The organism is Polaribacter sp. OB-PA-B3 (assembly GCF_054589375.1).
Genome location: NZ_BAAIIX010000004.1, coordinates 253,899 through 269,124, shown reverse-complemented (window position 1 = coordinate 269,124; position 15,226 = coordinate 253,899). Strand labels below are relative to the sequence as shown.

Annotated in this window: 10 protein-coding genes; 7 read left to right on the top strand and 3 right to left on the bottom strand. The window is 29.0% G+C overall.

What is annotated here, in order from left to right; genetic code table 11:
* Window positions 1-12: 12 nt before the first annotated feature.
* The 3 genes from ACYPV9_RS09885 to ACYPV9_RS09875 are packed head-to-tail and all read left to right on the top strand — an operon-like array spanning window position 13 to window position 5,122.
* Entirely contained in the window at window positions 13-1,908 is a 1,896-nt protein-coding gene (locus ACYPV9_RS09885; RefSeq protein WP_459743366.1) for a polysaccharide biosynthesis protein, read from the top strand.
* A 37-nt stretch (window positions 1,909-1,945) separates the two neighbouring features.
* Window positions 1,946-2,713, top strand: a complete 768-nt coding sequence (locus tag ACYPV9_RS09880; RefSeq protein ID WP_459743364.1) for a polysaccharide biosynthesis/export family protein — start codon at window positions 1,946-1,948, stop codon at window positions 2,711-2,713.
* Window positions 2,714-2,716: 3 nt separating this feature from the next.
* Window positions 2,717-5,122 carry a GumC family protein gene (locus tag ACYPV9_RS09875; protein WP_459743362.1) on the top strand — a complete coding sequence of 802 codons (2,406 nt, stop codon included), beginning with the start codon at window positions 2,717-2,719 and terminating at the stop codon, window positions 5,120-5,122.
* A 52-nt stretch (window positions 5,123-5,174) separates the two neighbouring features.
* Here the strand turns inward: ACYPV9_RS09875 and ACYPV9_RS09870 are convergent, their stop codons facing one another.
* Window positions 5,175-5,915 (bottom strand): tyrosine-protein phosphatase, encoded by a 741-nt coding sequence (locus ACYPV9_RS09870; RefSeq protein WP_459743360.1) that lies wholly within the window; start codon window positions 5,913-5,915, stop codon window positions 5,175-5,177.
* A gap of 122 nt (window positions 5,916-6,037) precedes the next feature.
* Here ACYPV9_RS09870 and ACYPV9_RS09865 point away from each other — a divergent pair, with 122 nt between their 5' ends.
* Window positions 6,038-6,892: an N-acetylglucosamine kinase gene (locus ACYPV9_RS09865; RefSeq protein ID WP_299066033.1), complete on the top strand. Its 855-nt coding sequence runs from the start codon at window positions 6,038-6,040 to the stop codon at window positions 6,890-6,892.
* On the opposite strand, the gene ACYPV9_RS09860 is transcribed toward ACYPV9_RS09865, so the two are convergent.
* Both ACYPV9_RS09860 and gldJ read right to left on the bottom strand, forming a co-directional pair.
* Window positions 6,882-8,138, bottom strand: a complete 1,257-nt coding sequence (locus ACYPV9_RS09860) for a UDP-N-acetylmuramoyl-tripeptide--D-alanyl-D-alanine ligase (protein ID WP_459743357.1) — start codon at window positions 8,136-8,138, stop codon at window positions 6,882-6,884. The genes ACYPV9_RS09865 and ACYPV9_RS09860 overlap by 11 nt on opposite strands.
* A gap of 68 nt (window positions 8,139-8,206) precedes the next feature.
* Window positions 8,207-9,886, bottom strand: a complete 1,680-nt coding sequence (gene gldJ, locus ACYPV9_RS09855; RefSeq protein WP_459743355.1) for a gliding motility lipoprotein GldJ — start codon at window positions 9,884-9,886, stop codon at window positions 8,207-8,209.
* A 201-nt stretch (window positions 9,887-10,087) separates the two neighbouring features.
* On the opposite strand from gldJ, the gene porU reads away from it, so the two are divergent.
* The 3 genes from porU (at window position 10,088) to cdd (ending at window position 15,226) form a co-directional block, all read left to right on the top strand.
* Entirely contained in the window at window positions 10,088-13,498 is a 3,411-nt protein-coding gene (gene porU / locus ACYPV9_RS09850) for a type IX secretion system sortase PorU (protein ID WP_459743353.1), read from the top strand.
* 46 nt (window positions 13,499-13,544) lie between these two features.
* A complete protein-coding gene (gene porV / locus ACYPV9_RS09845; protein WP_299066043.1) occupies window positions 13,545-14,666 on the top strand; it encodes a type IX secretion system outer membrane channel protein PorV in 1,122 nt (373 codons plus the stop codon).
* A gap of 77 nt (window positions 14,667-14,743) precedes the next feature.
* Window positions 14,744-15,226 (top strand): cytidine deaminase, encoded by a 483-nt coding sequence (gene cdd, locus ACYPV9_RS09840; RefSeq protein WP_299066046.1) that lies wholly within the window; start codon window positions 14,744-14,746, stop codon window positions 15,224-15,226.

The following is a 15,226-nucleotide window of genomic DNA, read 5'->3' as shown; positions in this document are numbered from 1 at the left end:
TCCCAAAAAATAATGATAAGAAATTTTTTTTTAAAAGCATTAAATAAATACGCCTCTAAATGGGTTGTTTTTGCAATTGATATTCTTCTTGTTTGTTTGTCTTTTATTTTGGCTTATTCTATTAGATTAGATATCAGTTTTAATTTTGATTTTAATACAATTATACCGCAACTAACTGTCATCTTTCTGGTTGCAGCAATTAGTTTTTTAATAATCGGTTCTTACAAAGGAGTTATTAGACATACAGGAACCAAAGATGTTTTTAACGTTTTTATTGGTGTTACCATTTTAAGTATTAGTTTAAGTTTTATTGTTGTTCTTAATCAGTTATTTAAGATCAACCCATCTTTTACAATTCCGAATTCTATCATATTAATACATTATTTAGTATCTGTTTTTGTGTTGATAGTTAGTAGATATGTTTTTAAAGCATTTTACGAAATTATATCAACAGAGTTAGACACGATAACAAATGCTTTAATTTATGGTGCTGGAGATTCAGGAATTATAACTTATGGTGCTTTAAATAGAGAAAGAAAGGGGAAATATCAGATTTTAGGTTTTATAGATGATGATAAAAATAAAGTTAACAAAAAAATTGATAGAATTCGTGTTTACGATATATCTATGATAGATCAAGCTTTTATAGATAAACATGATATTACAGAAGTTATTATTTCGATTCAGAAAATTAAACCAAGTAGGTTGTTAGAAATAACCGACAGTTTGATAAAATTAAATGTAGAAGTTAAAATTGTACCGCCTTTAACTAAATGGATTGATGGAGATTTGCAAGCAAATCAAATTAAGCAAGTAAATATTGAAGATTTGTTAGATAGAGAACAAATTTTAATTGACAACCCTATTGTACAAAGAGAAGTAGAAGGTAAGGTGATTTTAGTTTCAGGTGCAGCAGGTTCTATAGGAAGTGAAATTTCTAGACAATTGAGCCTTTATAATTGTAAATTAATTGTTTTAATTGATCAGGCAGAATCACCTTTGTATGATTTACAGCAAGAATTGATTCAGAAAGGTGTTACAAACTTTGTTGCTATTGTTTCTGATGTAAGAGATAAATTTAAAATTTCAAGGATTTTTAAAAAATACAAACCGCAAAGAATTTTTCATGCCGCAGCATATAAACATGTACCTTTAATGGAAAAATCTCCTTACGAAGCAATAAAGGTGAATGTTTTAGGAACAAAAAATTTAGCAGATTTAGCTATTGAAAATAAAATAGAGCGATTTGTTATGGTTTCTACAGATAAAGCTGTAAACCCTACAAACGTAATGGGCGCATCTAAAAGAATAGCCGAATTGTATGTAAGTTGTGTTAGTAAAAAGTCTAAAAAAACCAAATTTACAATTACTAGATTTGGTAACGTTTTAGGTTCAAACGGATCTGTAATTCCTTTATTTAAAAGGCAAATTGAAGCAGGAGGTCCCTTAACAGTTACTCACAAAGAAATTACAAGATATTTTATGACAATTCCAGAAGCTTGTAGTTTGGTTTTAGAAGCTGGTACTATGGGGAAAGGTGGTGAGATTTATATTTTTGATATGGGGAAATCTGTAAAGATTTTTGAAATAGCAAAAAGAATGATTTATTTATCTGGATTAAAGTATCCAGAAGATATAGATATAAAAATTACAGGTTTAAGACCAGGAGAAAAATTGTATGAAGAGTTATTGGCAAATGGTGAAAATACAATTAAGACTTACCATGAAAAAATTATGATTGCGAAAACTCAAAAAATAGAGGCAAAAGAGATCAAACTTAAAATTGAAGAATTAACAACTACTTTTAGTGATTTAAATAACAGTGATTTAGTTGCTGTTATGAAAGGTTTAGTGCCAGAATATGTATCTAACAATTCTGAATTTGAAAAATTAGATAATGTTAGTTAGTATTTGATTTTTATATTATTTTTGAAAAAAATTTTACATGAATAAGATTAAATTTATTTTTTTACTTTATTTAATTATCACATCATCAGCATGTGTTTCTAATAAAGATATTGCCTATTTTCAGTTTGATGAAATAGATCAAAGTAAAGTGAGTAATAAGTTTCAAACGATTTTTAAACCAGATGATTTGTTACAAATTACAATTTCTTCTGATGATTTAGAAGCTACGAAACCTTTCAATTTGCCAGTAGCATCATTTGGTACTTCAAACTCTGCTGTTGGACAACCGAGGCAACAAGCTTATTTGATTGATAGTAAAGGAGAAATTGACTTTCCTGTTCTTGGCAAATTAAAGTTGGGAGGATTAACAAGGGAGCAAGCATTACAACTATTCAAAAATAAATTAGATCCAGATTATATTAAGAATCCAACCATTAACATACGTATTTCTAATTTCAAAATTTCTGTATATGGAGATGTTAAAAAACCAGGTACTTATACAATACCAAACGAGCGTGTTAGTATTTTAGATGCATTAGGTTTGGCAGGTGATTTAAATATATCTGGTAATAGAAAAAATGTAATGGTGATTAGAGAAGAAAATAACCAAAAAAACAAGTATTTCGTAGACCTTACCTCCAATAAAACTTTAACTTCACCTGTATATTATCTTCAGCAAAACGATGCAGTTTATGTTGAGCATAATTATGCGAGAATTCAATCTGCTTCTTCAAATACAAATACGAGTTTATTTATATCAGTTACAGGTTTAATTATAACCATAGTATCTCTTTTAACAAGGTAAAAAATGCAAGTACAAAAAGATAGTAATTCATTAAATATTGATGAATCAACTGAAACAATTAATATTAGAGAAGAAATTGAGAAATATATTTATCATTGGAAATGGTTTGTATTCGGCGTTTTTGTTTCATTTATTTTGGCTTTTTTATATTTAAGGTATAGCACACCAGAATACAGTGCTTCTGCATCAATTTTAATAAAAGACAATCAAAAATCGGGTATATCTAAAGAGTTGGAAGCTTTTAAAGATATGGGGATTGTAGGAGGTAGCTCTGCTAATAATACAGATAATGAAATTGAAATTTTAAAATCAAGAAAAATTATTGGAACTGTAGTTGATTCTCTAAACCTTACAACCATCTATTCTCGTGAAGGTAGAGTGAAGAGGTCTGAGATTTATGGAGCAAGTAATCCTATTAATTTAAAACTAATAAGCTTTAATGTAGATTTTTTAAAGCGAAGAAAAGATACTTCTTTTGCAATCGGTTTTAATTCTAATAATTCATACGAATTGAAAGACCTTCAAGGAGGTGTAATCTCTAAACATCAGTTTAGCGAACTTGTTATTTCTGATTTAGGAGAGTTTTTTATTGAAAAATCAAAATCATCTAGTGATAACCAAAGTGAAATTTTTATAACAATTGTTAGAAGAGATAAAATAATTGATAAATTTAAAAATGCTGTAAGTATTTCTCCTGTTAATAAGAATGCGAGTGTATTAGATTTATCTATTACATATCCAATTCAGGAAAAAGCAGAAGATTTTTTAGATGAATTGGTAAAACAATATAACATAGATGCAATAGCAGATAAAAGTGAAGTATCACAGAAAACAAAGAACTTTATAGATGATCGATTAGAGGCTATTGGTAAAGATTTAAATGCGATACAGGATAAGGTAAAAGATTTTAAAACAGACAATAATATTACAGGGCTTTCTGGTGAAGGAGAATTGGCGTTAGCTACTGCAAATGCCAATAATGAGAAATTAATTGCAGTAAAAACAGAACTTGAAATAGCTAAGGGAGTTTACCAAAATATAAGAAAAAACTCTAATAATAATGAAACGCTGCCACAAAATTTAGGTTTTTCAGATGCCTCGATAGCTGAATCAATCAAGCAATTTAATGATTTAGTTTTACTAAAAAATAGATTGAGTGTAAATGCAGGAAGTAAAAATCCGCAAATTATACAATATAACAAAGAAATTGAAATCCTTAAAATTAATTTAAAACAAAGTATTTCAAATTTAATAGCATCTTTAGAAACACAGTACAATCAGATCAATAAAGAAGCTAATAAGGTAAAATATAAAGTCTCAACAATCCCCTTGTTAGAAAGAGGTTTCATTGATATAGCAAGACAGCAAGAAATTATTTCTGGTTTATATGAGTATTTACTTAAAAAGAAAGAAGAAACTGCAATATCATTGGCCGTTACTGTTCCAAATGCGAAAATTATTGATAAGGCTTATAGTACGGGGATTCCTGTTTCTCCCAAAAGGAAAATAATTTATTTAGCAGCAATATTATTAGGTTTAATTGTACCTTTCATAATAATATATTTAAGAAATCTTTTAGATACCAAAGTACACAACAAAAAAGATATCGAAAATGCACTAACAGTTCCTTTTTTAGGAGACATACCTAGATCAGAATCTAAAGAAAAAGTTATCGTTGGTAGCGATGCTCGTTCTAGTGGTTCCGAAGCTTTTCGTTTGGTTAGAACCAATTTAGATTTTATGTTAGCGAGTAAAAAAGGTTCTAAAAAATTTATTTTTATCACTTCTACAACAAGTGGAGAAGGTAAATCATTTATTTCGATAAATCTTTCTGCAACATTAGCATTATCTGGTAAGAAGGTGTTACTAATTGGTATGGATTTAAGAGCACCAAAGGTTACTGAATATTTAGGTTTAGAAAGTAAAAAAGGTGTAACAAATTATATCACTAGTGATGATTTAACATTAGACGAATTGAAATTTCAAATTCCTCAGGCGCCAACATTAGATATTATTTCTTCAGGTGCAATACCTCCAAATCCTGCAGAATTATTAAGTGGTGATAATGTTAAGAATTTATTTGAAGAGATTGATACACAGCAAGATTACGATTATGTTGTTGTAGATACTGCGCCAGTTAATTTAGTAACAGATACTTTGTTAATCTCTAAGTACGCAGATATGTTCTTATATATTGTTAGAGCAAATTATTTAGATAAACGATTATTGGCTGTCCCTCAAGAACTTTATAAAAATAAACGTTTGCCTAATATGTCTATCGTTTTAAATGATACAGATCCTAAGAGAAGTTACGGTTACGGCTACGGTTATGGAGGTTATGGTTATGGTTATTTAGCTGAAGAAGAACAAGGTAAATCTTGGTTTGGGAAGATTTTTAATAGAAGTTAATTCTATTATTAAATAGATATAAAAAAAGGAGCAATTTAAATTGCTCCTTTTTTTAGTTAAATATCTTACTATTGTTATCTAACAAATGTTTTATTTTTTTTAGATTTTTTTGAGAGCCAATTTTTTTTAGCAATTGTAAATGATTTTTATGATGTGTGTCAGATCCAACAAAATCATAAAGATTTTGTTTTAATAATTCATTACTTATCTTCTGAACATTTTTACCATATTGTTCTGTTAATGATAACAGGTTTAATTGAAATAAACAACCCGCCTTCTTCAGTTTGTGGTAATTTTGTAAATCATTATGAAAAAAATTATATCTCTCTGGATGTGCTAAAACAGGCTTATAACCTTTTAACTGAATATCGAAAAGTACATCATATAAATTCATTGGTGCATTAAAATAAGACATTTCAACAAGAATATAATTTCCTTTTAAAGTCAAAATATCACCAGACTTTAGCCTGTTAACAAACTGTTCATCCATCATATATTCTGCGGCTGCATTAATTTTGATGTCTTTAAACCCTTTATTTTTTAATGCAGTTCTTACTTCTTCTAATTTGCTTTTTATAGTTTCTGAGGAATTAGGATATACGTCTCCTAAAACATGCGGTGTTGTTATAAAGTTTTTAATTCCGTAAGAGTACATTTTTAAAATTAATTCAATTGAATTATCAATATTTTTAGCACCATCATCTATTCCTGGAAGTAGGTGAGAGTGTATATCAATAAAATTATTTGTAAAGAATTCTGTTAACGGAATTTCTTTCTTTTTAAAGAAAAACATATAGGTTTTATTTTAGGCAAAAATACTAATTTAAAATTTCTTTGAAACGAAAACGATTGAAGTTTTACAAGCTATTGCCAATTGATTTAAGTTATTATATATTTGATTAAAACAATAAAATTATGATTTTAATTGCAGACGGAGGTTCTACAAAAGCAGATTGGATTGCTTTAAATACAAATAAAAAAGAAGAATTTAGAGTTAGAACTTTAGGGTTAAATCCTGTAGTTGTAGAAGAGGAAGAGCTGCATAATAGAATCATTAATATGTTTCAGCTTATTAACATCAAAGATGATGTAACAGAAATTCATTTTTACGGTGCAGGTTGCGGAACTGCTAAACCAACAGCAGTCTTAAAAAAAGTGCTAGAAACCATTTTTGTGAATGCCAAAGTCTTTATAGCAGAAGACATGCTCGCAGCTGTTTATGCAGCTACAGGTAAAGAGCCAGCGATTGTTTGTATTTTAGGAACAGGTTCTAATAGTTGTTATTTTGATGGAGAACATATGGAAATGGTTGTGCCATCTCTCGGTTACATCTTAATGGATGAAGCAAGTGGAAATTATTTTGGTAAAAAATTAATCATTGATTATTATTACAAGAAAATGCCAAAAAAAATTGCTTCAAAATTTGAAAATGAGTTTAATTTAGATGCTGACTTTATAAAAAATAATATTTATAAAGAAGCTAACCCTAATATGTATTTGGCATCATTTGCTAAATTTATGTTCGATTTTAAAGATGAAAAATATATTAAGAGGTTAATCAAAAAAGGCTTTCAAGAATTTTTTAAATATAGAATTTTGCCTTACAACAAAGACGAATCAACAAAAATTTATTTTATTGGCTCTATTGCGCATTACTTTAGTGATATTTTAGAAAAAGTTGCAGGCAAATATAATCTTAAAATTACGGGAGTAATACAAAGACCCATTGATAATCTTTTAAATTACCATAAAGAAAATATTAATTTATAAAATTTAATATTCTTTCTAATCCCATTCCTCTAGAACCTTTAACTAATATTTTTTGGTTTTCTAGAGGATTCTTTTTTATAAAGTTTTCTAATTCTTGATATGTACTTAATTTTTTGCTTTTAGTTTTTGTTTTATAAAAATTTTCACCTACATAAATTGTATTCTCGAAATTAAAATTATCAGCTAAATCAACCATGTTTTGGTGTTCTATTTCAGCAGAACTTCCTAGCTCAAACATATCTCCTAAAATAACAGTCTTAGATGTGGATTCTAGTTTAGAAAAGTTTTCTAATGCAACTTTCATACTAGAGGGATTTGCATTGTAGGCATCTAAAATGATATAATTTTTTTCTTTATTGATAATTTGAGAACGATTATTTGCAGGAACATAATCTTCAATAGCAGATTGAATATCTCTGTCTAATATTTTAAAATAATGACCAATAGTAATTGCTGCAGCAATATTTGTAAAATTGTATTCGCCAATTAAATTACTTGAAATTTTGTGATTTTTATACGTAAGCTCTACAAAAGGAGAAGCATCAAGTAATTTTATAGAATTATTAAAACGAATTGTATTGCAATTGCTAGTTTTTTGTACTTGAAGTTCGTCATTAGGATTGATAAAAGCAGTTTTATTATTCGCAATTAAATATTCATATAATTCACTTTTACCTTTAATTACACCTTCTACACCGCCGAAACCTTCTAAATGTGCTTTTCCAAAATTTGTGATATATCCAAAATCTGGATTAGCTATCGAACATAAGAATTCAATTTCTTTTTGATGATTTGCACCCATTTCTACAATTCCCATTTCTACATCCGGTGTAAAAGAAAGTAGTGTTAAAGGAACACCAATGTGGTTATTTAAGTTACCATATGTTGCTTTTGTATTGTGTTTTTTAGATAAAACAACATTAATTAATTCTTTGGTTGTTGTTTTACCATTACTACCCGTAAGTGCAATAATTGTAGTTTTTAATTGCTTTCTATGATAGCGAGCTAAATCTTGTAACGTTTCTAAAACATTATTTACAAGTATTGTAGTTTTATTATTATGGTATTCTTCCTCATCTATAATAGCGAAACTAGCACCTTTTTTTATAGCCTCTTTAGCAAATTTATTTCCATTAAAATTATCTCCCTTCAAAGCAAAAAAAAGCGTGTTTTTTCTAATTTTTCTGGTATCTGTATCTACTAAAAAATGTTTTGAGTAGTGCTTGTAGATTTCTGGTATATTCATAAAATAAAGATATAAAAAAACCTCATTGTGAAGTTACAATGAGGTTTAATTTTTATAAAATTATAATATTATCTACTAGGATTTCTAGCAGTACGTTTTTTGTAAGTCATTGGTCCGAATTTGTCTGTAACACATCTAAAACCAATAAAGTTTGTTGCCATATATTCTGGTAAATATCTTCTTTGCGCTGGGTCTAACCAGTACTCTCTATCTGCCCAAGAACCACCTTTATAAACTCTTGTTTGATCACTAATTAAAGTTCTTCTTTTCTTAGCATCATTTATTAACACGTCTCTACCAGATAAAGAATCTCTTAATCTTGTTGGTTTTTTTGGTGAGTTGTACATACTTGGTCTAGATGCAAACCTATCTTCATCATCTTCGTAAAATCTACTAGAATTTAAATCACCATCATTAATATTTGCATTTTCTGCTCTAGAAAAGTTTGTTCTAAACGAAGCATCGTCTTTAGTAATAGGCATATATTTGATAGTTCCTGGAAGTTGTTTTGGTATAACGCTTCCGTTAGGTAATGTATCATATTCTACAGCTACATCGTTGCCCACAATAACAACTTTTCCTTCTTGATTTATCATTTTTTTAGTAAATAAATTACCTCTAAAATAATTAAAGTCATTTGCTTCGTTGTCTATAATTGGTCTATATACATCAGCAACCCATTCGGCTACGTTACCAGACATGTCATACAACCCGAAGGCATTTGGAGGGTAAGATTTAATTCTGATAGGAATATCAGAACCATCCGAACTCCAACCTGGTAAACCACTATATTGCCCTTTACCTTGTTTAAAGTTGGCTAATTGATCTCCTCTAAATCTTTTCTTTTGAGCTCTTGTATATTTACCATTCCAAGCATATTTTTTTCTACCTCTAACAGTATTATATTCTCTGTTTTCTACAATAGCTTTTGCTGCAAATTCCCATTCAGCTTCTGTTGGTAATCTAAATTTTTGTTGAAGAACACCGTCTGCTTGTGTAATTTTTCTACCTTGAAAATCATCTTTTCCTGGTTTAGGGTCTCCTTTTTTTCTAACAACTCTAGTTCTTACTCCTCTTTTATAAATAGTAGTATCTCCATCAAAAAGTCTATCTGCATCATTTAAAAATCTTTCTGTATCAAAAAAGTTTCTAGTAGAATCAGATTCAAAAATGTTTTTAATATGACCTTTATCAATTAACTTTTTTAAGTTCACAGCATTTGTTCTCCATTTACAATATTCATTTGCTTGTAACCAAGTAACACCAACAACAGGATAATCTGCATATGCAGGGTGTCTAAAATAGTTTTCTGTTAAGATGTCTGTGTTACCCAAACTTTTTCTCCAAACCAATGTGTCTGGTAAAGTAGAGTTGTAAATATGTTTGTATTTCTCTTCAGAAGGAGAGAAAACATCTTTCATGTATTGCACGTATAAAAAATACTCAGAATTTGTTACTTCTGCTTCGTCCATAAAAAAAGAACGAACATGAATTTTCTTAGGAGTTGTATTCCAATCGAACATTACGTCGTCTTGAACTTGCCCCATTGTAAAAGAACCACCTTCAATATCTACCATTCCTAACGGAGTTTCTTGGCCTTCGAAAGAGCTGTTTCTTATATAATTTCCGTTTTTAGGATCGTTAAAAGATAAACCAGTTAATCTAGATTTACCAGTTGTAGATCTATTACAATTTGCTAAAAGCAATGTTGTGAAAACAACTAAAGATATTTTAAAAATTTTTTCCATTTCCTAATCGAAAATTATTTAGGGTTTTTATTAAGGATGCAATTTACAATAAATAAAATTTAGTGCAAGAAAAATATAAATTTTAACGCATCAATTTTTTATACACATTCTATTAAACGTAAGCTTTATATATTTAGTATAACTTATATTTGTAGTAGTTAAAATATCTACAATTTTTTTACGTTATTTGATTATTATTTTATGAAAAAAAATCTTCTTCTATTTCTAACAGTATTTTATGCGTTGCAATTTTGTGCGCAAGTAAATTCATCTGTTTTGGCTTCTGGAGATTGGTTTAAATTTTCTGTAGACACAACTGGTGTTTTTAAAATTGATAGAAGCTTATTACAAAGAATTGGTGTTTCTACAAATAGTATAAATCCTAAAAATATAAAGATTTATGGGAACGGTGGGGTTCTACTACCGTTTGTAAATAACGAATTTAGATATGAAGATTTACAGGAAAATGCTATTTACGTAGAAGGTGAATCTGATGGAAGCTTTGATACCAACGATTTTATTTTGTTTTATGCAAAAGGCCCCCATGATTGGGTTTTGGATACTGCTGATAAAAGCGCTAAACACAGACAAAATATATATTCTGATAAAGCGTATTATTTTATAACAGTAGGTAATACAGCCGGAAAAAGAATTCAAAATAAAGCTACAAATACAAGTAATGCAACAACTCAAATTACAAGTTTTGATGACTTTATTTTTTATGAAAAAGAAGAAATAAACTTGTTAGGAGCAGGGACTCAGTGGTTTTTTGATGATAATTTTAATATCGAAAATACGCAGAGTTTTACAATTCCTTTTGATAATGCACTTTTAAATGAAGATGTTTTTATTAGAACAAGAGCCGTTAGTAATTCTATTTCTTCTTCGACATTATCTGTAAAAGCAAATAATACAGATTTATATACGCTTAGTTTTAGTGGATTAAATCCGAATTCGTTAACCAAAGCAGTTACATCAGAAAGAACTGCGGCACTTAACAACTCTACAAACGCAATAACTTTAGAATTAAATTATAACAATAACGGAAATCCGTCTGCAAATGCTTACTTAGATTTCATAGAAATTTATGGTAAAAAAGATTTATTAGCAAATGGTAAACAGTTTGGTTTTAGAAGTTTTAATCAATTTGATGCTAGCGGAACAGTTGAGTTTCAAATAAAAAACAATACCGATATTTACCAAATTTGGGATGTTACGAATGCTATTAATCCAGAATTAATAACTAACGAAAGTGCAACTTCTAATTTTACCTTTAAAGCCAACGGAGGAACTCTAAATGAATACGTGGTATTAAATTCTTCGGATTTTTATATACCAGAAACCATTGAAAATTCAAGAGTAGAAAATCAAAATTTACATGCTTTAAAAGATATAAATTACCTTGTAATTACTAATAGAGATTTGGTTTCTCAAGCACAGAGATTAGCAGATTATCATCAAACAAATTCAGGTTTAACTTCAAAAGTTGTAGTCTTAGAAGAAATTTATAATGAATTTGCATCTGGATCTAAAGATATTACTGGTATTAGAGACTTTATTAAACATATTTATACAACAAATTCATCCGAAGATAAAAAATTAAAATTTGTATGTTTCTTTGGCGATTCATCTTATGATTATAAAGATAGAATTGCAAATAATAATAATGTTGTTCCGGTTAAGTTACCTTCTCAAACGGATGATATTTATCACTTTAATTTAGCTTTTTCATATGTAACAGACGATTTTTTTGTGATGTTAGATGATAATGAAGGCAGTATGAGTTCTTCTCATACAATTGATGTTGTTTCTAGTAGAATACCTGTTACAGGAATATCGCAAGCAGAAGATGTTGTAACTAAAATTTTAAGTTATTACGGTGAAAGTTCTAAAGGCGATTGGCGAAATACTGTAACACTTTTAGCAGATGATATTGATGATGATTTTGATATACCAATTCAGCAAGGTGTAGAATCTATTGCTGATGAAATTAAAAATAGAAAACCAATTTTTAATGTTAGTAAAATTTATGCAGATGCTTTTGTGCAACAAAATTCTTCGGGCGGAGAACGTTACCCTGAAGTAAAAACAGCAATTACCAATGCAATAGAAAAGGGAACTTTGGTTTTTGATTATTTTGGTCACGGTGGTGAAGATGGTTTTGCTTCTGAAAGAATATTAGAAAAACCTCAAATTCAAGAGTTTAGTAATGTTAATACGTTGCCACTTTTAATTACGGTTACTTGTGATTTTTCTAGATTCGATAATCCGAATAGAATTACCGCAGGAGAGTTAACATTATGGAATAAAAATGGAGGCGCATCTAGCATGATTACTACAACAAGAGAGGTTTTTATAAATGTTGGTCAACAATTTAATGAAAGTTTAATTAGACTTTTATTAGAATTTAATGACGAAAAACTTACAATCTCAGAATCTTTAACGAAAGCCAAAAACAATTTCTCGAGTATTCAGAAGTTTTTTATCTATTCTTTTGGTGATCCGGCAATGAAACTTGCTGTTCCAGAACCAAACATAAAAATTACAAAACTAAACGATAAAGATATTTCGCAACCATTAGATACTTTAAAAGCATTATCTAAAGTAAGTATCGAGGGTGTAGTTGTAGACAATTCTGGTGCAGTTTTAAATAATTTTAACGGAGTTTTATCTACAACAGTTTTCGATAAAATTATTGATAAAACAACTCTAGGAAATAATAGTTTTGGAGAAACTCTAGATTTCGATACACAAGATAGTAAATTGTTTAGAGGAAAATCTAGTATAGAAAATGGTGCGTTTAAGTTTGATTTTATTGTACCAAAAGATATTAAAATTGCACTAGGAAACGGTAAAGTAAGTTTTTATGCAGAAAACGGTGTATCAGAAAAAGCAGGTTATAATCTAGATTTAGTAATTGGTGGTATTAATGAAAATGCACCAGAAGATACTGTTGGGCCAGAAATTAAATTATTTATGAATGATGAATCGTTTATAGATGGTGGTAACACAAATGCTTCGCCGAATTTAATTGCTGTCTTATCAGACGTTAGTGGTATTAATACTTCTATTACGGCTGTAGATCATGATATTATTGGTATTTTAGACGGTGATACAACCAACCCTATTGTGTTAAATGATTTTTATCAAACAGAATTAAACGATTTTACAAAAGGGAAAGTAACTTATAGATTAAGAGATTTAGAAGTTGGCCCACATACTTTAAAAATAAAAGTTTGGGATACATACAATAACTCATCAGAATTAACGTTGAACTTCGTAGTTGTTAGTGATGCCATTTTAAATTTAGAAAATGTGTTAAACTATCCAAACCCATTTGTAAATTATACAGAGTTTTGGTTTAATCATAACAAACCAAATGAAAATTTAGAAGTACAAGTGCAAATTTTTACAATTTCTGGTAAATTGGTAAAAACAATTAATAGAAATATTATTACGGTTGGTAATTTGTCTAGAAGTATAACTTGGAATGGTTTAGACGATTTTGGTAATAAAATTGGGAAAGGAGTTTATGTTTATAAACTAAAAGTTAAATCTACAACAAGTAATTTAGTGTCAGAGAAGTATGAAAAATTAGTAATACTTCAATAAAATATAGATATTTGTAATTAGAATAAAATTCAACAGAGAATATACAATGAAGAAATTAGGATTATGTTTATTATTAAGTGCTTTTGCAACATTTAAAATCGCGGCACAGACAGATACACAACAAACAGGAGGAATAACCACTGCTACACCTTTCTTATTAATTGTACCAGATGCAAGAGCAGGTGGTATGGGAGATATTGGTGTTGCTACAAGTGCAGATGCTTTTTCTTTGTTTCATAATCCAGCAAAAATAGCATTTAGCAATAGACAAATTTACACTGGTATTACCTATTCGCCTTGGTTACGTAATTTAACAGATGATATTTTTATAGGAAGTGGCTCATATATAAATAGGTTTAGCGAAAATGCTGCTTGGGGTGCAGATTTTAAATATTTTTCTTTGGGTCAAATAGATTTAACTGATAGCAACGGTGCAGAAAACGGATCTATAAATCCAAACGAATTTGTTGCAACGGGTTCTTATTCATTAAAGTTAAGTGAAACTTTTGCAATGGGGGTTTCTTTAAAATACATAAGATCTAACTTAGCTTTTAATGGTACTTCTGGTAATTCTTTACAACCAATCAATTCTTTTGCAGTAGATGTTTCTGGTTATTACCAATCGTTAGAAGAAAATTATGGTAATTTTAATGGTAAATATAGAATTGGTTTTAATATCGCAAACATTGGTCCGAAGGTTTCTTACACACCTGGTGAAGAAGATTTTATACCAACAAACTTAAAATTAGGAGGTGGTTTCGACTTTATTTTAGATGATTATAATACAATTACAACAACCGTAGAGTTTACAAAATTACTAGTGCCAACAGTTAATGATCCTAATGACGAAAAAGGTTGGATTGACGGAATTTTTAGTTCTTTTGGTGATGCTCCTGGAGGTTTTAGTGAAGAATTAAAAGAAGTTACTTATGCTTTTGGTGCAGAATATTTATACAACAATGCTTTTGCTTTAAGAACAGGATATTTTCATGAAAGTGAAGATAAAGGAAATAGACAATACTTTACATTAGGTGGAGGTTTTAAAACCAATGCTTTAAATATCGATTTATCATATTTAATTAATTCTTCAGATGTAAATAATCCTTTAGAAAATTCATTGCGTTTTTCTTTATCTTTTGATTTAGGTGAAATATACGATGAGTATTAAAAAATCATAATTTTTTAGTAATTTTATCACAATATATAAAGCAGTCGTTTTTGGGCTGCTTTTTTTGACTTCAAAATATGAAAGAAATTAAAATATCTTCTTCTGCCATTGTTTATAACAACCTAGAAGAGTTATCTAAAGAGGATAAATTTTTAATGAATAAGGCAATCGATGCTCGTAAAAAAGCATACGCTCCTTACTCTAAGTTTAATGTTGGTGCAGCTTTATTATTAGAAAACGGAGAAATTGTTTTAGGAAATAATCAAGAAAATGCAGCATATCCTTCTGGTATGTGTGCAGAAAGAGTAGCTATTTGGGCTGCAGGAGCAACGTATCCTGGAGTTAAAATTATAAAGCTGGCAATTTCTGCAAGTTCTACAATTACCAAAGTTGATAAACCTGTAGGTCCTTGTGGTGCATGCAGACAATCTCTATCAGAATACGAAATAAAACAGAAGCAAGCTTTTCCGCTTTTATTTATGGGAGAAGTTGGAGAAATTGTAAAAACAGAATCACTTTTATCTCTGTTGCCATTTTCTTTTGATAGTTCTTACTTATAA